Source organism: uncultured Ruminococcus sp. (assembly GCA_902785355.1).
Taxonomy (GTDB): Bacteria; Bacillota; Clostridia; order Oscillospirales; family Acutalibacteraceae; genus Ruminococcoides.
Map to the genome: position 1 here is coordinate 1 of CACZYF010000002.1, position 18,735 is coordinate 18,735.

Annotated in this window: 17 protein-coding genes; 7 read left to right on the plus strand and 10 right to left on the minus strand. The window is 53.7% G+C overall.

Translation table 11 applies throughout. The features are described 5' to 3' along the window. Positions 1 to 88: 88 nt before the first annotated feature. The 4 genes from R2I50_RS00700 to R2I50_RS00715 all read right to left on the minus strand — a co-directional run bounded on the left by R2I50_RS00700 (position 89) and on the right by R2I50_RS00715 (position 5,627). On the minus strand, positions 89 to 667 hold the full coding sequence (locus R2I50_RS00700) for a hypothetical protein (protein WP_316607140.1): 579 nt from the start codon (positions 665 to 667) through the stop codon (positions 89 to 91). 32 nt (positions 668 to 699) lie between these two features. Then, positions 700 to 4,005, minus strand: coding sequence for a hypothetical protein (locus R2I50_RS00705; RefSeq protein ID WP_316607142.1), 3,306 nt, complete (start codon positions 4,003 to 4,005; stop codon positions 700 to 702). Between the two features lie 752 nt (positions 4,006 to 4,757). Continuing rightward, on the minus strand, positions 4,758 to 5,111 hold the full coding sequence (locus R2I50_RS00710; protein ID WP_316607143.1) for a DUF5640 domain-containing protein: 354 nt from the start codon (positions 5,109 to 5,111) through the stop codon (positions 4,758 to 4,760). 168 nt (positions 5,112 to 5,279) lie between these two features. Continuing rightward, entirely contained in the window at positions 5,280 to 5,627 is a 348-nt protein-coding gene (locus R2I50_RS00715; protein WP_316607144.1) for a DUF6465 family protein, read from the minus strand. Between the two features lie 445 nt (positions 5,628 to 6,072). Here R2I50_RS00715 and R2I50_RS00720 point away from each other — a divergent pair, with 445 nt between their 5' ends. The 6 genes from R2I50_RS00720 (at position 6,073) to R2I50_RS00745 (ending at position 12,030) form a co-directional block, all read left to right on the plus strand. Continuing rightward, complete coding sequence (locus R2I50_RS00720; protein WP_316607145.1) at positions 6,073 to 7,008, plus strand: AEC family transporter; 936 nt, start codon at positions 6,073 to 6,075, stop codon at positions 7,006 to 7,008. A gap of 24 nt (positions 7,009 to 7,032) precedes the next feature. Next, complete coding sequence (locus R2I50_RS00725; protein WP_316607146.1) at positions 7,033 to 8,040, plus strand: WYL domain-containing protein; 1,008 nt, start codon at positions 7,033 to 7,035, stop codon at positions 8,038 to 8,040. Positions 8,041 to 8,329: 289 nt separating this feature from the next. Continuing rightward, positions 8,330 to 8,893 carry a Maf family protein gene (locus tag R2I50_RS00730; RefSeq protein ID WP_316607147.1) on the plus strand — a complete coding sequence of 188 codons (564 nt, stop codon included), beginning with the start codon at positions 8,330 to 8,332 and terminating at the stop codon, positions 8,891 to 8,893. A 22-nt stretch (positions 8,894 to 8,915) separates the two neighbouring features. Further along, entirely contained in the window at positions 8,916 to 9,827 is a 912-nt protein-coding gene (locus R2I50_RS00735; RefSeq protein WP_316607149.1) for a YegS/Rv2252/BmrU family lipid kinase, read from the plus strand. A gap of 5 nt (positions 9,828 to 9,832) precedes the next feature. Further along, positions 9,833 to 11,068 carry an SGNH/GDSL hydrolase family protein gene (locus R2I50_RS00740; protein ID WP_316607150.1) on the plus strand — a complete coding sequence of 412 codons (1,236 nt, stop codon included), beginning with the start codon at positions 9,833 to 9,835 and terminating at the stop codon, positions 11,066 to 11,068. 17 nt (positions 11,069 to 11,085) lie between these two features. After that, positions 11,086 to 12,030 (plus strand): glycosyltransferase family 2 protein, encoded by a 945-nt coding sequence (locus R2I50_RS00745; RefSeq protein WP_316607151.1) that lies wholly within the window; start codon positions 11,086 to 11,088, stop codon positions 12,028 to 12,030. Between the two features lie 126 nt (positions 12,031 to 12,156). Here the strand turns inward: R2I50_RS00745 and R2I50_RS00750 are convergent, their stop codons facing one another. The 3 genes from R2I50_RS00750 to R2I50_RS00760 form a co-directional block, all read right to left on the minus strand. Continuing rightward, a complete protein-coding gene (locus R2I50_RS00750; protein ID WP_316607152.1) occupies positions 12,157 to 13,515 on the minus strand; it encodes a solute carrier family 23 protein in 1,359 nt (452 codons plus the stop codon). Between the two features lie 73 nt (positions 13,516 to 13,588). After that, a complete protein-coding gene (pyrR, locus tag R2I50_RS00755; RefSeq protein ID WP_316607153.1) occupies positions 13,589 to 14,125 on the minus strand; it encodes a bifunctional pyr operon transcriptional regulator/uracil phosphoribosyltransferase PyrR in 537 nt (178 codons plus the stop codon). A gap of 284 nt (positions 14,126 to 14,409) precedes the next feature. Further along, entirely contained in the window at positions 14,410 to 14,778 is a 369-nt protein-coding gene (locus tag R2I50_RS00760; protein WP_316607154.1) for an ACT domain-containing protein, read from the minus strand. Positions 14,779 to 14,856: 78 nt separating this feature from the next. Here R2I50_RS00760 and R2I50_RS00765 point away from each other — a divergent pair, with 78 nt between their 5' ends. Beyond that, the gene (locus tag R2I50_RS00765) at positions 14,857 to 15,783 is read left to right on the plus strand and encodes a DMT family transporter (protein ID WP_316607155.1); all 927 of its coding nucleotides are present in this window, start codon (positions 14,857 to 14,859) and stop codon (positions 15,781 to 15,783) included. An 81-nt stretch (positions 15,784 to 15,864) separates the two neighbouring features. Here R2I50_RS00765 and R2I50_RS00770 read toward each other — a convergent pair whose 3' ends face one another. Genes R2I50_RS00770 through R2I50_RS00780 form a run of 3 tightly spaced genes read right to left on the minus strand, consistent with a single transcriptional unit; the run spans position 15,865 to position 18,644 of the window. Then, the gene (locus R2I50_RS00770) at positions 15,865 to 16,824 is read right to left on the minus strand and encodes a hypothetical protein (RefSeq protein WP_316607156.1); all 960 of its coding nucleotides are present in this window, start codon (positions 16,822 to 16,824) and stop codon (positions 15,865 to 15,867) included. Between the two features lie 53 nt (positions 16,825 to 16,877). Then, positions 16,878 to 17,618: a PP2C family serine/threonine-protein phosphatase gene (locus tag R2I50_RS00775; RefSeq protein WP_316607157.1), complete on the minus strand. Its 741-nt coding sequence runs from the start codon at positions 17,616 to 17,618 to the stop codon at positions 16,878 to 16,880. A gap of 30 nt (positions 17,619 to 17,648) precedes the next feature. Next, positions 17,649 to 18,644 carry a hypothetical protein gene (locus R2I50_RS00780; RefSeq protein ID WP_316607158.1) on the minus strand — a complete coding sequence of 332 codons (996 nt, stop codon included), beginning with the start codon at positions 18,642 to 18,644 and terminating at the stop codon, positions 17,649 to 17,651. Positions 18,645 to 18,735: the final 91 nt, after the last annotated feature.

Here is an 18,735-nt window from a genome sequence, read left to right on the forward strand (position 1 = left end):
GTGATAACGTCCTCTGTGTCAAATTCGGTTACGTCCATCAAAAGACGCTCATAAGTTTCTTTATTCATATTCATGCACGTCCTTTCTGTCAGTTCTGGATAACATTCGCGCCGGGCGCGATGGTCACGGTGCCGCAGGTGCCGTCATCGCCTGCTCCGATGGAGTTAGGGGAATACTTACCCTTTGTCGCGGTGACCTGTGTCACGGTGTCGGCTATCGTAATATTGCCGCAGGTTGCTTCATATCCGCTTCCGATACCGGCTGCAGTATAACGACCGTTGGCTGTGACTGTACCGCCGGTGATCAAGATGTTGCCGCAGGAGCCGTCATCTCCGCTTCCGATACCGGCTGCATCATCACCGCCGTTGGCTGTGATCGTACCGCCGGTGATAGTGATATTGCCGCAGGAGCCGTATTGTCCGCTTCCGATACCGGCTGCAAACTCTCCACCTGTAGCAGTGATTGTACCGCCGTTGATGACAGTATTGCCCGCTGCTTTTTCAAAACCGCCGCCGATGCCGCAGCCGCAGCCGTGGGACGAAGCGTTAAGCGAGCCTGTGCCGTCGATGATAAGGGTTTTGCCTGCGGGAACATAAATGCCCGGATAATTCCGATTGCCGCCCTTTACGGTGTTGGTTTCCTCTAAAAGGATGGTTGCGTCGCCCAAGGGAGTGATACCGGCATACTGTGCACTGCTGCTCAGGGTAATATTCGCGTCTCTGAGGGTGATGGTCGCGCCGTCGGCGATAGAGACTTGTCGCCGGAAAGCACACCGGTCAGCACGTCGCCGTCCTGCGCTTCATAGTTAGCGGTCAGGGTGCTGAGGTCTACGACGTTCTCTACAGGAGCCGGAGTAAAGTAGGCGTTCGCCGCCTGATTGTAGAGGTACAGAGCCTTTGCGAGGTCCTTCGCGTCATCGCCCATGCCGCTTTCAACTACCGCAGCAGCGTAATCGAGGACAGAGTAGCTGAACGTCTTGCCGCCGATGGTGAACTGATAGAGAGTATCCAGGTCAGCAGCAGCGATACCAGCCTTTTCCTTATAGTAGAAGTAGTTATCCTGAACGCCGTCAGCGTCTTCCCACTTCCGGGTATCGTTTACGTCGTCGAAGTAATGTCTGATGGTGTTGCCGTCCAGGAAGATAACGCTGGTGGTGTACCACTTACCGCCGATCGCTGTACCGATTTCTTGCAGTTCTTCTACAGTAGCGCCGCGTTTGTCGCCGTTCGCAGCCTTGACTGCACCGATGATATTATCGCTGGTGACGTTATTCATCTCGTTTGCGATAGCAGTAAGATCATCTGAAGAGAGACCTGCGTTTGCAAGCTCTGCGGGCTTGACCGTGAGCTGGTCGTTAAATACGATCTGAGCCATAGCGCCGTAGTTGAGCATTTCCTTGACCAGAGTCTTGGTTTTTGCGTCATAATCGCCGGCGATGATGGTCTCGGCGTATTCCTTAACGCTGTAATCGTCGGTCTGCTCGAGCGTCGTTCCGTCAACGGATACTACCGCGTGAACCCGGTTCGCCATCTGAGCGGCGTTGACCGGAACGCGAGCCTTGACCCAGCCGTTATCTTCGAGAGGAAGATTCTTCAGATTTACTTCGTAACGGTCATTACCGTAGTGATTACCGGACGCTATGCTTGCGCTGTCCCAGGTGAAGGTAGCGGTAACGCTCTCAGCGTCAGCATAATTCGGGATCGCGCTGGGGTCGATGTAGAAATTGAGGTTGATGTTACCGTCGAGGGTGATGGAGTTACCGGTAAAGACCTTGGGAGCAAACTTCGCGGTCAGGGTCATATTCTCGCTGATTTCCTGATAGTCAATCGTATCCTTTGTCGTGTAACGGGTATCGCCGTTGTACCAGCCGGTGCAGATATAGCCTTCGTCGGGTATCGCGGTGATCTTGCCTGTGTTGTCAGCAGAGGGATAGAACGAAACCACGCCGCCTGTGGCGATATTGATCGAGCCGCCTGCAACAATATTAACGGAGTGACCGTCAATAATAAGGGCATTGGCGCCGTCAACAACATCATAAGGAGCGGATATTCCGGTAATATTGCTTGCATTGGTCGCGTTGCCGAAGGTGCCGTTGTCCATCACGACCTTGCCGTTCTCGCCGACATTGAGGATAAGCTTTGCGGGAGCGGGAGTGGGAGTGGGCTCGGTGGCTACGATGTAGATCGCTTTAGTGCCTGCGAGACGAGTAAAGTTGATAACATTGGTATATACGGTTACATCGTCACCAAATCCAAAAGCGGAACCGGGCTCAGTACTTGAATCTGTGATCTCAGTCGTAAGTTCGGTACCGGTCTGGTCATAGAACTTATACGAATAACCCTTTGCGTCCTGTACGGGTATCATCGTATTGTTGTCTCCGTACGTAATAGGTATAATAGCTCCGGTCAATAAATCATTTACATCTGAAAAACTTACAATCGGAACATTGGAATAAAGCCTGAAATCTCCATACTTATTATTGCAGTCCTTGATTGCCTCGGGCTTCTCGGACTCGGTATAGGTCGCGGTGTAGGTCACGTCGCCGGTGACAGCCGATACCTCGGGAGTCCAGCCGGAGAAGGTGTAGATGCAGTCCGCGCCGTCCGCCTTATAGGGAGTTTCGCCGTTATAGGTCGGGGTGGTGCCTTCGGCTACATCGGTGTCGGTTTCGAGCACGGTGTCGCCGTTCTTCCATGTGACGGTGTAGGTGGGAATAGCTTCAAATTCAGCCTTTACGGTGATAAACTTCCTCGGCATGGTCAAGGAATACTGTGAGCCTTCCGTTACGGTGGTCAGCGAGACGTCTCCTGCGGAGATAGACACGAACTGATAGCCCTCTGCGGGAGCGACGGTCAGAAGAACGTCAGCGTCTGCCGCTGCCTCAGTCACATCAGTGCCGTTCACGCTTGCGGTCACAGTGCCGTTCACGGATTCGTCTGTGATGGTGTAAGCGGAGAAAAGCGCCGTATTATTATTTCCGACAACAAGGGAAGCGTTTAACGGAGTGAGTTCTTCATAGCGCGCATCTCCTAAAACATAATCCGTACCTTCAACAAGATCGGAATGCCGGCGCCAGAAATATTCTTCATATCCATCTTCTGCAAGACTATCATATTCTTTTTGCAGCCGCGAATTCGTGAACTGCGCTCCTCCGGGAATAAAAATGTTGCAGTGCGTGGGAAATGTCACTGTTAAGTAGCGCGATGGATCGGTAAGGGCATTCTTATTGAATGTGATAGGCTGCTCTACATTGTAAATCAAATTAACAGGAGTGCCATAGTTGTTGACCGGGCTGTTGGTTACAGTCGCAAGCTTCACCGCGTTGACTGTGACCGTGACGGTATTGCCGGATCGATAGAAAACCGCTTCCTTCTCGATAATCAACGGCGTTGAGGAAGTGGAGTTGATCTTAACATCCTCCAGAACACAGCCGCCGTTATACGCCATAAATGCATCCTTTTGTATGGCGATCATATCCGTAGCGTCAATGATCAGGTGCTTTACAAGATTGCTCTGAGTAAAAACAACACCGTAAAAGTTACTGCCTGTCATCGCATAATGACACGGAACAACGCCGGAGCCGCCAATTGTCAGCGTCCCTGTCGTTTCATCGAAACTATGGGTGATGTTCTGTACGCCGAATGTTGCCATTTTGGTGGTCGAATCATAGTCGGCGATCAGCAGACCGCCCGGAGAGACGCTTGTGGGCAGAAGCTTGGTGCTGCCAAAGCTGTAATACCCGTCAGTTACAGACAGGATTGCCTTATTATACGAGAAATCGGAACCTTTCACCTCGTGAATGATCGTGGGATCGTCATAGTCCGCGAACTTAAAAGAGCCAATATTCTCGAAATAAAAAGAATCTCCCGGCTGAATAAGGGTTCCCCGAGCTAAATTAGAGTACCCATATGCCGCGCTCGCCGAGAGCGGCACGATTGCGAACACACTGAATACCATGATGAGTGATAACAGTATGCTCACGGGTTTTTTGATTTTTGAAATCATAGTAATTCCTCCTTTAAAATTTGATTAAGGCAACGCCGCATAGCCCACGGCGCTCGCCCTTTGCAATCCGCATTTTTGCCTGTGGATCATGCGGTGTTGCCTTAACTATATAACACTGCCGGTTTGGGTCTGCCCGCTGACCGCGTATTGTGATAATACCGGGTATTGGAATACTCCAAGCAAATCGGCAAATTGTTAACGTATCGGTTGAGATTGCTATAATAATCGGTTGGTCGCTTTGCTCCATTTATACAATCCCTCACCCGCTCCCGCGGGAGCTCCCTTTACCAAAGGGAGCCTTTACCCTCGCAATGACAATCTGGTAAAACAAAGCACAGGCGCGGTGATACACTGCGTCTGTGTCAGTTGATAAGAGTGATTCTTCTGTAAAAAGGGCGCACGAAAGAAAGCGCGGTCAGCGCTTGCTTGCTTGCTTGCTTGCTTGCTTGCTTGCTTGCTTGCTTGCTTGCTTGCTTGCTTGCTTGCTTGCTTTCAGCATTATCGCTCCAGCCGTCATCCGTGTCAAGCCCTTTCTATAAACTACATATATATTCTATTATAATGTATCATACAATGTATTGATTAAATTTACAAATTAGAATTATTCAATCCTTTTCATCTGCTCAAAGTAAAAAAACAACAAAAGGCGGACAGCCTGAACTGTCCGCCTACGCATAGAGCACTGCATTATTCTGAAATCGCCTTTTCGGAATCAGCCTAAAGGCAGCTCCCGAAGCTCTGTTCTGTTGAAATTACTGTTTGTAGCCGTGGAAGCTGAAGGTCATCTCTTCGATATCCATGACCTTAGAGGTCGCTACATAGGTGCAGAGCTTCTCCTTATCCCAGCTCTTCAGCTTGATATAAATCTTACCGCTGTTCTCAGCCTCGAGCTTGTAGGTTCCCTCGTCGACTGCACCGGTATCGTTGTTGGTCAGGCTGCACTTGCCGTCCTTCTCAAAAGTCCAGGTAACGTTACCGTCAATCTCGTCCTCCTGCTTCCAGGAGCCGAGGATGCGCTCATCGACTACTCTGCCGCATGCAGCAAACACGGAAACCAGCATCGCCGCGAGCATAACGACGGCGAGAACTCTGGAAATTGTCTTCATTCTTTTACCTCCTAAAAATTGAGTATCATCATTATAGCATATCCGTTTACAAAATGCTATAGTTTTTTACACGATTTAATATTCTGTTTACAACGAACTCTTTCTGATTTGCATAAAAGGACGAAAAACGGGGAGCAAAAGCTCCCCGCCGCATCAGCAAAACTATAATCAGTCAGCAACAAAGAATACATCCATGCCGGTGGTCTCGCCGTCAGCTACGATGTAAGCCTTGCTCTCTTCGGGCTTGACATAAACGGTGTAAGCCTTCTTATCCTTAACGACCTTCTTGACGTTCGACTCGATGTCAGCTACGGAAACGGTAGCGCCGCCGAACTGGATGTAAAGATCGAACTTGGGCTCAGTCTTCTTAGCAGCAGGCTTCTTAGCAGCCTTGGTCTCGGTCTTTGCAGCAGCCTTGGTCTCAGCCTTAGCAGCAGTGTCAGCCTTCTTGGCAGCGGTCTTCTTAGCGGTGGTCTTGGTCTCCGCCTTAGCGGTAGTCTTCTTTGCGGTTGCCATAATAAAAATCCTTCTTTCTTATATTTCGAAAATATACTGTTTAAGCGCTTTTCGCTTACAATCTGTATTATAGCTTTCCCGACGGAACTTGTCAAATGATAATGCAAATTTTGGTTGATTAACCAAATGAGCGGGAGAGCGCAAGAGTTTTGTAGGTATTGTTGACGGAAAATATTTGCACAAAACGGGTGAATGGCGGTTTTTTGCTTTGCATATTTCATAAAATCCACGGTAGTATTATGTGCATTTTCACAGGGTATTATACGGGACTTAGACATTTTGCATATTTTATCTGTGAAAAAACTATTTCTTTTTACCATGCTCCGCCTTGCGTTCCTATCGAATCTCTGCTATAATGACGGAGTACAAAAACACGGACTTTGACCTATCATCCGTCAAAGTCCCGTATAAAGACCTTTATATCTTATCGAAAGGAAGGGATGACATGCTGAACGCTTTCACGGACGTCGGCACACAGGTGCTGGTGCTGTTCGTGCTGATCGGCGCGGGGATTCTGCTGACGAAGCTCGGACTGATCACCGAGGCGGGCTCGCGAACGATGACGGACGTCGTGCTGTACGCGGTGACGCCGTGCGTGATCATCAACGCCTTCCAGCGCGAGTATCGTCCCGAGATGCTGTGGGGATTGCTCACGGCGCTGCTCGCGGCGTTCCTCTCCCTGCTGTTCTCCGTTCTGCTAGCCGAGCTGCTGTATCGAAAGACCGAGATATCCCGCGCGGTCGTGCTGAAATTCGCCGTTGTGTTCTCAAACTGCGGCTTCATGGCGCTGCCGCTCCAGCAGGCGATCCTCGGCGACGACGGCGTGTTCTACGGCGCGGCGTTCGTCGCGATGTTCAACATCTTCATGTGGACGTACGGACTGCTGACCATGAGCCGAAAGAAAAACGCGAAAGCCGCGATCAAGGCGATCGTGAACCCCGGCGTCATCGGTACGGTGATCGGCGTGATCCTGTTCGCGTGCTCGATCAAGCTGCCGACCGTACTCGGCTCGCCCGTCAGCATGATGGCGGCGCTGAATACACCGATCCCGATGCTGGTCATCGGCTACCACCTGACCCGCTCCGACCTCAGGCGCGTGCTCACCGATAAGGGCGCGTACTTTGCGATGGCGCTGCGGCTGATCGTCCTGCCGCTGATCGCGCTGGGCGTGATGACGGCGCTGCATATCGACCCGGTCATCACCGTATCCGTCGTGATCGCCGTCAGCTCCCCCGTCGCCGCTTTCACCACCATGATGGCGACCAAGTACGGGCGTGACACGGCGCTGAGTGCGGGGATCGTATCGGCGTCGGCGCTGTTCTCTCTGCTGACCATGCCGCTGGTCGTGGGGCTGGCGCAGTACGTTACCCACCTCGCATAAAACAGAGACCGAAAGGAAAAAGCTATGGCAAAAAATCCGAAACAAAAGCAAAAGCTGCTGTATATCATGAAGTTCTTCATGGAAAAGACCGACGACGACTACGGCGTGACCGTCGCAGACATCATCGACTACCTCGCGGAGTTCGACATCGCCGCCGAGAGAAAGAGCATTTACAACGATATCGAGTGCCTGCGTGATTTCGGCTTCGATATCGTCAAGACCAAGGTCGGCAAGATCTCGCTGTTCAGTCTGGTGTCCCGCGACTTCACCCTCGAGGAGATCAAGCTGCTGATCGACGCGGTACAGAGCTCGAAGTTCATCACCGTAAAGAAGAGCCGCGACCTGATCCGTAAGATCGAGCGCCTCACCTCCGAGAATCAGGCGAAGGAGCTGCACCGTCAGGTGATCGTCGCCAACCGCGTCAAGCACTCGAACGAGGAGATCTACCGCAATATCGACAGCATCAACCGCGCCATCAACAAGAAGCGAAAGATCGGCTTCTACTACACGAACTGGCAGGTCTCGCGCACCGGCGCGCGCAAGCTGGTAAGGGTTCGCCGCCATGACGGAATGCGCTATCTGCTGACGCCCAAGGCGCTGACATGGGACGACGAGAACTACTACATGATCGCCTACGATAAGGAGGCGGATAAGCTCAAGCACTTCCGCGTCGACAAGATGGAGGATATCTCCGTCGAGGACATTCGCGCCGACAGCGCAAAAGCGGTGGATCAGTTCGATCTCGCGGTCTACACCAAGCGGGTGTTCGGCATGTACGGCGGCGAGACCGTCAACGTCAAGCTCCGCTTTGACGACAGCCTGATCGGCGTGGTGGTCGATCGCTTCTCGGATAAGGTGTTCATCATGCCGCACAGCGACGGCACCTTCACCACGAGCGCCGAGGTCATGCTCTCGCCGCAGTTCTACGGCTGGCTGTTCTCCTTCGGCGACAAGGTCAGGATCGAATCGCCCAAGGCCGCAAAGGACGGCTTCTGCGATTACCTTAACAGCGTACAAAAACAGTATTCATAACATAAAACGACTCCGCCGCCGCCCGCCCGGGCAACGGCGGTTTTCTTTAGTACCGTTTATCGGACTGAATTTCTGTTACACTGAGCTTACGGGGCGAACAAAAAGGGATTTTCGGTTCGCTCCGCCGTAAAGAATGGAGGTTGTGCAATTTTTTTGTAAAAATCTGTTCCTTTTTTCGGAATTATGTGGTATGATATAGAAGTAAAAGAAGCACCATTCTCCACCGTTCGCTACGCGGTGTATTACAAACGCCGTGATCGGACAATCCGATACAAAGAAGCAGATCATTATGAGCAGCATTATTTTAGCGTCACAATCACCCCGCCGACAGGAACTGATCGCGCGCATCACCGAGGACTTCGAGGTGATCGTCGCCGAGGAACCGACCGAGTTACCCTCGGACGTCAAGCCCGAGGAAACGCCCGTGTTCCTTGCGTCATACAAGGCGGGCTCCGTCGCCGTGAATCATCGGGATCGGATCGTCATCGGCGCCGACACCGTGGTACTGGTCGATGATAAAGTGCTCGGCAAGCCAAAGGATCAAGCGGACGCCGAACGGATGCTGCGCCTGCTCTCGGGGCGCAAACATACCGTCATCACGGGCTGCTGCATCATTTGCGACTCACGCTGGCTCACCTTCTCGTCAAAAACTCAGGTCGAGTTTTATGAGCTCAGCGACAGGGAAATCGCTGAGTATATCGCCACGGGCGAACCGTTCGACAAGGCGGGCGCCTACGGTATCCAGGGACAGGGCTCGCTCCTGGTCAAGGGTATCGAGGGCGATTACTTCAACGTTATGGGGCTCCCGGTCGCAAGGCTGAAACGCGAGTTGGAACACTTTACCGGTGAGTAATAATCACGGAGAGGAACGTCGGATGAAACACCTGTTCATTCTGAACCGCAACGCGGGAACCAAGGATACAACTCCCGAGACGCACGCTAAGATCAAGGCGCTCGGTCGCACGGACGTCGTCATCGAATATACCAAAGAAGCCGGTGACGCACAGCGGATCGCCCGCGAATATGCCGAAAAGGGAGAACCCCTGCGCGTCTACGCCTACGGCGGCGACGGCACCGCGAACGAAGCGCTTCACGGATTGCTGGGGCATGAAAATACCGCGCTGGGCCTGATCCCCGTCGGCACGGGCAACGACTATATACGCTCGCTTCCGGCTCCGGGTGAGGACTTCCTCGATATGGAGAAAATGATAAGCGGCAGTACGATCACCGTAGACCTGCTCAAGTGTAATGACCGCTACGCGCTGAACGTTATCTCTGTCGGCTATGACTGTGAGGTCGCCGACCGCGCGCAGAAGAACAAGCGCCTGCCGCTGATGTCCGGTCCGCTCGCTTACAAGCTGGCGATCGTACAGTGCCTGCTGACAAAAAGAAAGCACACCTTCATTCCTTATGCCGACGGCGAGAGGATACCCATCGCCGGAGGCTTCAAGACCCAGATGCTCGCCGTAGCCGCAAAGGGCATGTATTACGGCGGAGGCATCAAAGCGACGCCCTACGCCGCGCTCGACGACGGGCTGATCGACTTTATGGCGATCCCCACCGTACCCATCAGCTATTTCACCTGGATGATGGGACCGTTCACCCGCGGCGAGCACATCGACCACCCCAAGGGAAAGAACTTTATCATACATAAAAAATGCCGCGAGCTCCGGCTCGACAACCACGGCGAGATCAAGATCGGCATCGACGGCGAAATGTTCGTGATGACCGACCCGACGATCACCGTCGTACCCAAAGCGTTTCAAATCATTATACCAAAGGCTTGATACAGTTGCAGCGATTCAAAGAGCGCGTGATACGCGCCGTTAAGCGAAAACCCCGATTCTTTATAGCGATACTGGTCACGGTACAGGTTCTCTGCCTGTGCTGTGCTTTTGTTGTCTCCGCGCAGGGTCATCAGACCCGAGAGAATTCCGCGACTGCCTCCGAGAGCGATACCGACGCCGTTCTCGCCGACCGTCTGAGCGAGAAAATCGCCTGTGTGGGATTATCCCGCAGCAGCTGGCTGTATGAGCTGATCAGCGCGGAATATCCCGACGAGAAGCTCGACCGCTACGACAGCGAAGCGGTCTTTGAATCCGCGGTAAAGCACGGTATCCTCAGCTATTATACCGATACCGAGATCGTTCAGCCCCTGACGCGCCGCTTCGTCTGCTCTACGATGGTGAAGGCGTTCGGTTATGAGCTGCCCAAGGACGCGGAGCGTCCGTCGGACGTCAGCAAATACGACGACTACATGACCGTCGCCGCCTACTACGGCTACTTCCCCGACAGGATCAACCGCATCTATCCCGAAGCGCGCATCACCGCCGAGGAATTCGCGAATCTCAAGAACGAGCTTAAATACCGCCGTATCCTCAAGGGTAAGACAGTCCTGACCTTCGGCGACAGCATCATGCACGGCAGCGGCAACAACAACGACGGCATGGGCTCGATGATCGCCGCAAAATACGGGATGAACTGTACCGATTACTCCGTACCGGGCGCGACCATGGGCATATACAACAAACACGGACATATCCCCGATCAGATCCGTCAGGCGAAGAGCGAGCACCGTACCGCGGACGTCATTCTGCTCAACGGCGGCACAAACGATATGGTCTTCACCAAGATCGGAAATATCGCCGAGGGCTTTGATATGTCAAAGACGGATGAGACGGATTATTCCGGTGGTTTTGAGAAAACCATGTGGATGATCCGCAAGTACTGGGGCGACGTTCCCGTCGTCTATGTCCGCTCGCATAATATGGCGCTTGCCGCCGATGATAAAGAGAAGAAGTACGGCGAACGCGGCATCGAGCTCGCGAAGAAATGGAGCGCCGTTACCATCGACCTGTATAACGACAGCGAGCTGAACACCGAGGACCGGGTAATGAACGGTCTCTACACCTCTGTCGACACCAGAAAAAAGGTGCTGACACACGATAGCATCCACCCCACCGCCTTAGGCTACGCGAGGTATTACCTGCCGCCGCTGGCTCAGGCGCTGATGAAAATATTCGGATAAATGAAAGAAGGATCTGCATGACAAAGCTATATATCGCCGTCCCCTGCTATAACGAGGAGGAAGTGCTCCCCGACAGTGCGGAAAAGCTGCGTAATAAGCTACGCAGCATGATGGATAAGGGTCTGATCAGCTACGACAGCCGTATCGTCTTCATCGACGACGGCAGTAAGGATAAGACCTGGCAGCTGATAGAGGAACTGCACAACGCCGACAGCATCTACAGCGGCATTAAGCTGAGCCGCAATCGCGGCCACCAGAACGCGCTGATGTGCGGACTGATGACCCTGAAGGATCAGGCTGACGCCGTGATCTCCATCGACGCCGACCTGCAGGACGATATCGAAGTGTTCGACGAGATGGTCGAGCGCTGTCAGGACGGCTGCGACGTCGTATATGGCGTACGTTCCAAGCGCGAGACCGACACCTTCTTCAAGCGCTTCACCGCCGAGGGCTACTACAAGGTGCTCGACAAGATGGGCGCGAAGGTCATCTTCAACCACGCCGACTTCCGCCTGATGAGCAAGCGGGCGCTGGAGGCGTTCTCCGAATTCCATGAGACCAACCTCTTCCTGCGCGGACTGGTACCGATGATCGGCTTCAAGAGCGCGATCGTCACCTACGAGCGCAGCGAGCGACTCGCGGGTGAGAGCAAATATCCGCTCAAGAAGATGCTCGCGCTGGCGTGGGAGGGCATCACCTCGCTGTCGACCAAGCCCATCAAGATGATCACCCGACTGGGACTGATCATCTTTCTGATCAGTATCGTCATGCTGATCTACTCGATCATCCGCTTCTTCACCGGCGCCACCGAGACCGGCTGGGCGTCGCTGGCGGTCTCGATCTGGGCGATCGGCGGTCTGCAGATGATGGCGATCGGCATCATCGGCGAGTACATCGGCAAGATCTACCTCGAGAGTAAGCACCGCCCGCGCTTCATCGTCGAAACGTTCCTGAATGACTAATGTAATCAACATCAAAGCCCTTGGACAGCGGTTCAAGGGCTTTTTCCATATATATCTGCATACAGAAAGAGCCGAAGCGTACCCGCTCCGACTCTTTTTGCAGTATATTTTCAAATAGGAATTCTCTTACTTCTTGGATTTCTTCGCATCCTTAGACTTCTTGCTCAGCATGACGTTGGTCAGGATGCCGAGGATCAGCGCGCAGGCGACCTCGGTGATGGTGACGTTGCCGAAATTCAGCGCAAGACCGCCGACACCAGCGATCAGGATGACCGAAGCGGTGAACAGGTTGCGGTTATCGTCGAGATCGACCTTCTGCAGCATCTTCAGACCGGATACCGCGATGAAGCCGTACAGCGCGATGCACACGCCGCCCATGACACAGTGCGGGATCGTGGAGAGGAACGCGACAAAAGGTGTGATGAAGGCGATCAGCATCGCCTCAACAGCAGTGCAGATGATGGTGGTAACGGAAGCGTTCTTGGTGATCGCGACGCAGCCGACAGACTCGCCGTAGGTGGTGTTGGGGCAGCCGCCGAAGAAGGCGCCTACCATGGAGCCTACGCCGTCGCCCAGAAGGGTGCGGCTCAGACCCGGATCCTCTAAGAGATCGTGCTCGATGATGGAGCTGAGGTTCTTATGGTCGGCGATATGCTCGGCAAATACGACGAACGCAACCGGGATATACGCGACAGCGATGGTGCCGATATAGGAACCGGTGATCCCCTTGAAGCCGCCGAATGCGGTCAGGAAGGTGAAGTCGGGAACAGAGATAAAGCTCGAGAAGCTGATCTCTTTGAAGTTGTTGACCAAAGCGGAGTAGTCGATGACCATCAGCGCGGTATTGCCGGTCGCCTTGCCGATGAAATAGAAGCAGGTCGCGACGGCATAGCCCGCGAGGATACCGATGATGAACGGGATCAGGCGCGCCATCTTCTTGCCGTAAACGGAGCAGAGCATGACGACCGCAAGGGTCACGATACCGCAGATGATCGCGACATAGTTGGAGCCGCCCTCGATGTTGGACGCCTGGAGATCGCCGACAGCATTGCCGGCAAGCGACAGTCCGATGATCGCGACGGTCGGGCCGATGACGACGGCGGGCATGAGCTTGTTGATCCACTTGACGCCTGCGCCCTTAACGACAGCCGCAAGGACAACGTACACCAGACCTGCCAGCACAGCGCCGATGATCAGTCCGAGGTAGCCCAGAGCCGCGGTGGCAGCTCCCGCAAAGGCAGTCGCCATGGAGCCGAGGAAAGCAAAGGACGAGCCGAGGAATACGGGGCTCTTCGCCTTGGTGAACAGAACATAGACGAGTGTACCGACGCCCGCGCCGAACAGCGCCGCCGAGGTGCTCATACCGTTGCCTACGATCATAGGGACAGCGATGGTCGCCGCCATGATCGCGAGCAGCTGCTGGAACGCAAATACGATAAGCTGACCGAACTTGGGCTTATCTTTTACGTTGTAAATCATTTGCATGTTAGATTTCCCCCTTGAATTAGGTTTATTCTAATGAAGAGCGGATTCGCTAAGAAAAACCGTTCTCCACTGTTTAATGAGAATAGAGCTTGACCGCCGTCTCGCCGTCAGTTTCTTCAAGCCGTACCGCTACAACCTCGTCGACAGAGGTGGGGATGTTCTTGCCGACGTAGTTCGGGCGGATCGGCAGTTCGGTATGACCGCGGTCGATCAGCGCACAGAGTTGGATCTTGGCGGGTCTGCCGAGCTTCATCACCGCTTCGAGCGCCGCGCGGGCGGTACGGGCGGTGTAGATCACGTCATCGACCAGCACAACGGTCATATCCTCGATCGAGAAATCGATCTTACTCCCCTTTACGGTCGGCGTATCGCCGATACGGGAGAGATCGTCGCGATAGAGGGTGATATCCAGCTCACCGACGGGCGGAGCGGTACCCTCTATCGCACAAATATGTGCCGAGAGGCGCTGTGCCAGCGGCACGCCGCGGGTATGAATACCGATCAGGCAGACGTTCTGCAGTCCGTGATTCTTCTCGATGATCTGGTGCGCAATACGCTTGAGCGCTCTGTCGATATCCTCAGCGGACATCAGCGCAGCCTTATACTTCATAGCTACCCTCGAAACAGCCGGTAACACTTCGATTGCCGCAAAAAATGCCCTGTCCGACGCGGACAAGGCATACTACACGCATAACAATACTGTGCCGAAACCTTGTCGGCATCTCTGTACCGACTTAAAAGTTTACTTTTGGTATCATACACCTTTTACACAGCGGTTTGTTGCTTCATTAGAATTATAGAGAATTTTCATACAATTTCACGAATCGGCTCAGAGAGCTCGACCGTTTCTTGACATATTTTTGCAATTCCTGTATGATAATCAGGTGATTTCGGTCAGCCGGCTACGGTATAACCGGCGTTCCCGAGCGCCTCCAACGCCTCGGTGAAGCGCTCCTCTTTTACTAAGATATAGTCGGTATTGTAAGTAGAAACAGCAAAAACGCCGATCCCCTCCTCCGCCAGAACGGCGGTCAGCTTGGACAAAATCCCTATGAGAGAGAAATCGAGCACGCCCTCGATCCGAAAGCCGCGCCAGCCGTCCTCGCGCTCCGCGGTATGCTGCGGCGCATGTTCCGTACGGCAGACGAGCGAGAGCTCCTCGTCCGTTTTACCGATGAAGAAAAAATCGTCGTCGAGCGAAATGTCCCGCAATGACCCGACCTTACACACGGTCAGCTGATAATCGAGTGGTTTGAGCTCCATAACAGTACCTCCGAAATCCTTATGATAACAGATTATAACACATAATTCCCGATATGTCTAACGGAAGGATATGATTGGATGAAAAGCAAAAGCCTGCTGTCGTCGGCACTGCTTCTGACGGCGGCGATCATCTGGGGCTTCGCGTTCGTCGCACAGGAAAAGCTAGCCGACACGATCCCGCCCTTCACCGTCAATATGATCCGCTCGCTGATCGCCTCGGTCGCGCTGATCCCCGTCGCGGCGATCACCCGACGTATGCAGGGAAAGCGGCTCAGAGAAGAGAATCCCGCCGAACGCAGAACGCTGATCAAGGCGGGCGTGATCTGCGGCGTGATGCTGTGTATCTCCGTCAACCTCCAGCAGTTCGGTATCGCGCTCTATCCCGAGGGCGCTCCCGCCTCGGCACACAGCGGCTTCCTGACCGCGCTGTACATCGTTTTTGTCCCGATCTTCGGGCTGTTCCTCAAGAAAAAGCCCGGATTATCCATCGTTATCGCCGTCGTGCTGGCGACGGTCGGACTGTACTTCCTCTGTCTGTACGAGGGCTTTGGCACGCTGTACCTCGGCGATGTGGTCGTACTGATCTGCGGCGCTTCGTTCGCGGTACAGATCCTCTGCGTCGACCGCTACATCGATAAGGTCGACGGCGTGAAGCTCAGCTCCATCCAGTTCCTCGTGACCGGCGTGCTGTCGGGGATCCTCATGCTGATCTTCGAGAAGCCCGTCTTTTCGGCGATCCTCGCGGGATGGCAGCCGCTGCTGTACCTCGCGCTGTTGTCAAGCTGCGTAGGCTATACCCTGCAGATCATCGGACAGAAATACGCCTCCTCCCCCGCTCTGGCTTCCATCCTCATGAGCATGGAGAGCGTGTTCGCCGTAATTGGCGGCATGATCTTCCTACACGCGATTCCGAAGGTGAATGAATGGATCGGCTGCGCGCTGATGTTCGCGGCGATCATCATCGCCCAGCTGCCGAAGGATATATTCAAGAAGAAAGCCGCCTGAAATAAACGGTATCCTCATTCCGGTACCGGATACAATCGACCGAAAAGAAGAGCCCTGCCGATCGGCAGGGCTTTGCTGTACTCAGAATATCGAGATCGTGGGATTCGCTTCGGGGGTCAGCCAAAGCAAGATCTCCTGCAGGCTGTTCTCGGCGATACCGACGCCGCCGTAGGTGGGGCCTTCCGCTACATGCAGGAAGCGGGCACAGCCCAGAGCGGGATTTACGGGATCGCGGTTATAGTTGAACACCACCGCATAAGGATAGGAGCGGGTATAGATCGACAGATCCTGGCTGGTGGAATAATCGACGGGAGTATCGAGATCAACCAGACGGTTATAGTTCTGTGAAGCGGGGTCGGTCACCCACTGCAGACCGTCGTAGATCATCGTATAGTCCAGCGCGGTGCCGGGATCCGCATTGGTTCCCATCGCGTACTCGATCGCATAAGTACCGATCGGAGTCGTATCGTCCTCGGGACCGACAGTCGCCGCCTTGCCTCCTGTGCCGACGAAGCCCGCAATGGTATCGAACTTCGGCTTCCAAATTCCGTCGGAACCCTTCTCGTAGGTATAAACCTTTGCAGAAGTTCCGGCGCTCTCGACAAAGATCATCTGAGAGTTCGTAAGGCTCTCCGCCTTCAGACCCGCAGCGGCGAGCAGACGGTTGAATTCGTTGCTCTGTACCGCAGAAGCCTCGGACGCGCCCTCGCTCGGCGTAACGCTCGGATTCTGCGTCGGCGCCTCAGTCATCGGCTCGGGCTCTGCCTCGGAGGGCAAAGCGGGCTCGGTCGCGATCACAACGCCGAGGGTCGCCTCCTCAGGCTTGAGGGTCGGATGGAGCACGTTATCGAGGAAGGTATAGATGCTGTCGCCGAAGGTGAAGATCAGTACCAGAGACGCGAGCACCAGAAACGTCGCTACACCGATCAGGATAGGCGCGCGGGTACCGTTACCGGGCGATTTTGCCTTATAATTATGGGGGCTGTGATAGCGGGATTTATATCTCCTGCGGTTAGCCGTTTTGTCGTTCTTATATTCCATAGACATCCCTTATTTTGGTTTCTGTTATATGATATGTCAAATGACAGGATCGTTTACTTGGTAAATCTCAGTAGGATCGCGGTCGTGTTGTCGACGCCGCCGCGCTCAAGCGCAGCGTCGACCAGCTCGCGCACCAATACGCTCAGTTCACGCTTATCGTCGATGATCTCGGCGATCTCCCGATCGGTAAGCATATCGGTCACGCCGTCAGAGCACAAGAGGAACATATCCCCGACCTTATAATTACCCATGGCGATATACGGACGCAGAGAATAACCCTCGGGCATACCGAGAAATTTAGTGATCGCCTTACCGCCCGAAACCGGGGTGATGTGCTCCTCGGAGATCCGGCGCATCTCATGACGGCTTAGCTTATAGATCCTGCTGTCGCCGGCGTTAAGGATATAGATATCGTCGCCCGACACCTGCAGCATCGCAGCCGTCGTACCCATGATCACGAGCGAACGTGCCTCTGTCTCCTCCCGCACGCGCTTATTGAGAAGTTCAGCGAGCTCATAGAGGTATTCCTCATACCGGGCGCGGTCGCGGGTGAATCGCTCGCTCTCCTGTGCGGCAATCAGCGAGGCGACCTCGCCGCAAGCCTCGCCGCCCATACCGTCAAAAACGGCGAACAGCGCGTTATCATCAGAGATGACCGTACCACTGACAGCGACGTCCTCGGTACCGCTCACATCGTCGCGGATATGTCCGGCACAGCAGAAATTGTCCTCGTTATTGCGGCGCAGTCTGCCGACGCTGCTCAGGCAGGCATACTCGACTCTTCTGTTACGCATGCGGTCACCTCTTTCCTTTCCGTAGGATTACTAATCTTTTTGAGCAGAAATCGCCTGTATAAATGCTTCGGGAACCTCCACCTCAGCTTTACCGAAATTGCTCATCTTACAATCGACCTCGTAGCTCTCGTCACCGACGCCCGGGGCTACGGTCAGCGTAAACCGGGACAGATAGCCGCTCTTATCAACCACACAGCTCATAATGCAGCGCGAACGCTCCAGAGCGGGCTTGTTAGCCTCATATCGCTTTTTAAAGGTATCGTAATCGGAAGAATGATAGAACATCGGCGCACCGTTCTCAGCGATCTCGCTGAACAGTTCTTCCAGCCGGATATCAAAGGTCGTCTGCGTACCGCCCTCAACCCCGGAAGAAGTGACTGTCGCTATCGTGCTATTCGTCGACATACGCTGACGAAGCCACGATTCAAAGCGGTTGAGCTCTTTTGCGGAGAAATCGGAGGTCAAGCCGAGAAATCGCAGCAGAGCGCCTCCGTCAAACTCGCCGCGGCTGAAATCAACTTCAAAGTCGAAAAAGTTCTGCATCTGTGCGGAACAATCTTCTATCGTCCATTTTTCTTGATAAAGAGCGCCTTTATACGCCTTGTTCTGAACGGAACTCACTGCGCCGGAGTACGTATAGGTACCGTAATCAGCGTTATAAAAAGCGCTGAGCTGATGAGCGCCGCGGTCGGAGTCGATACTCCCCGTATAGTGCATCGAAGGGGTTCCCTTCGCAGTAAACGTCACATCAAAATCAAAGCTTGTTCCGAAATCCTTAGCGGCGGCCATTGTCATACGGCTTATAGGATTCGCCCTTTGGGAGTACATCAGGATACCAAATACAATAGCAGCCACCAGTATGATACTGATAACCGCGAATATCAGCGTCGTATGCGAACGGATCCATTCGTATCGTCTGAGAGCTGCCTGTTCACGGAGAATGTCCGCTTCCTTGAGCGTTTCTCTCGGCACACTGACGTCGACAGGCCGAAACTCGTTCTGACTGTCGTTATTAAACTCTGCCAATACACTTCCTCCTTGCCTGTTATACTTGCCTATTGTATCGGCAATCATAGTTACCCATGATAATAATATATAGTTTATTATATCAAAATCA

What these genes read in the sequence shown, in the direction of transcription:
- R2I50_RS00705 (WP_316607142.1), bottom strand. Translation starts at nt 4,005, where the DNA reads ATGATTTCAAAAATCAAAAAACCCGTGAGCATACTGTTATCACTCATC.
- R2I50_RS00710 (WP_316607143.1), bottom strand. Translation starts at nt 5,111, where the DNA reads ATGAAGACAATTTCCAGAGTTCTCGCCGTCGTTATGCTCGCGGCGATG.
- R2I50_RS00715 (WP_316607144.1), bottom strand. Translation starts at nt 5,627, where the DNA reads ATGGCAACCGCAAAGAAGACTACCGCTAAGGCGGAGACCAAGACCACC.
- R2I50_RS00720 (WP_316607145.1), top strand. Translation starts at nt 6,073, where the DNA reads ATGCTGAACGCTTTCACGGACGTCGGCACACAGGTGCTGGTGCTGTTC.
- R2I50_RS00725 (WP_316607146.1), top strand. Translation starts at nt 7,033, where the DNA reads ATGGCAAAAAATCCGAAACAAAAGCAAAAGCTGCTGTATATCATGAAG.
- R2I50_RS00730 (WP_316607147.1), top strand. Translation starts at nt 8,330, where the DNA reads ATGAGCAGCATTATTTTAGCGTCACAATCACCCCGCCGACAGGAACTG.
- R2I50_RS00735 (WP_316607149.1), top strand. Translation starts at nt 8,916, where the DNA reads ATGAAACACCTGTTCATTCTGAACCGCAACGCGGGAACCAAGGATACA.
- R2I50_RS00745 (WP_316607151.1), top strand. Translation starts at nt 11,086, where the DNA reads ATGACAAAGCTATATATCGCCGTCCCCTGCTATAACGAGGAGGAAGTG.
- R2I50_RS00750 (WP_316607152.1), bottom strand. Translation starts at nt 13,515, where the DNA reads ATGCAAATGATTTACAACGTAAAAGATAAGCCCAAGTTCGGTCAGCTT.
- pyrR (WP_316607153.1), bottom strand. Translation starts at nt 14,125, where the DNA reads ATGAAGTATAAGGCTGCGCTGATGTCCGCTGAGGATATCGACAGAGCG.
- R2I50_RS00760 (WP_316607154.1), bottom strand. Translation starts at nt 14,778, where the DNA reads ATGGAGCTCAAACCACTCGATTATCAGCTGACCGTGTGTAAGGTCGGG.
- R2I50_RS00765 (WP_316607155.1), top strand. Translation starts at nt 14,857, where the DNA reads ATGAAAAGCAAAAGCCTGCTGTCGTCGGCACTGCTTCTGACGGCGGCG.
- R2I50_RS00770 (WP_316607156.1), bottom strand. Translation starts at nt 16,824, where the DNA reads ATGGAATATAAGAACGACAAAACGGCTAACCGCAGGAGATATAAATCC.
- R2I50_RS00775 (WP_316607157.1), bottom strand. Translation starts at nt 17,618, where the DNA reads ATGCGTAACAGAAGAGTCGAGTATGCCTGCCTGAGCAGCGTCGGCAGA.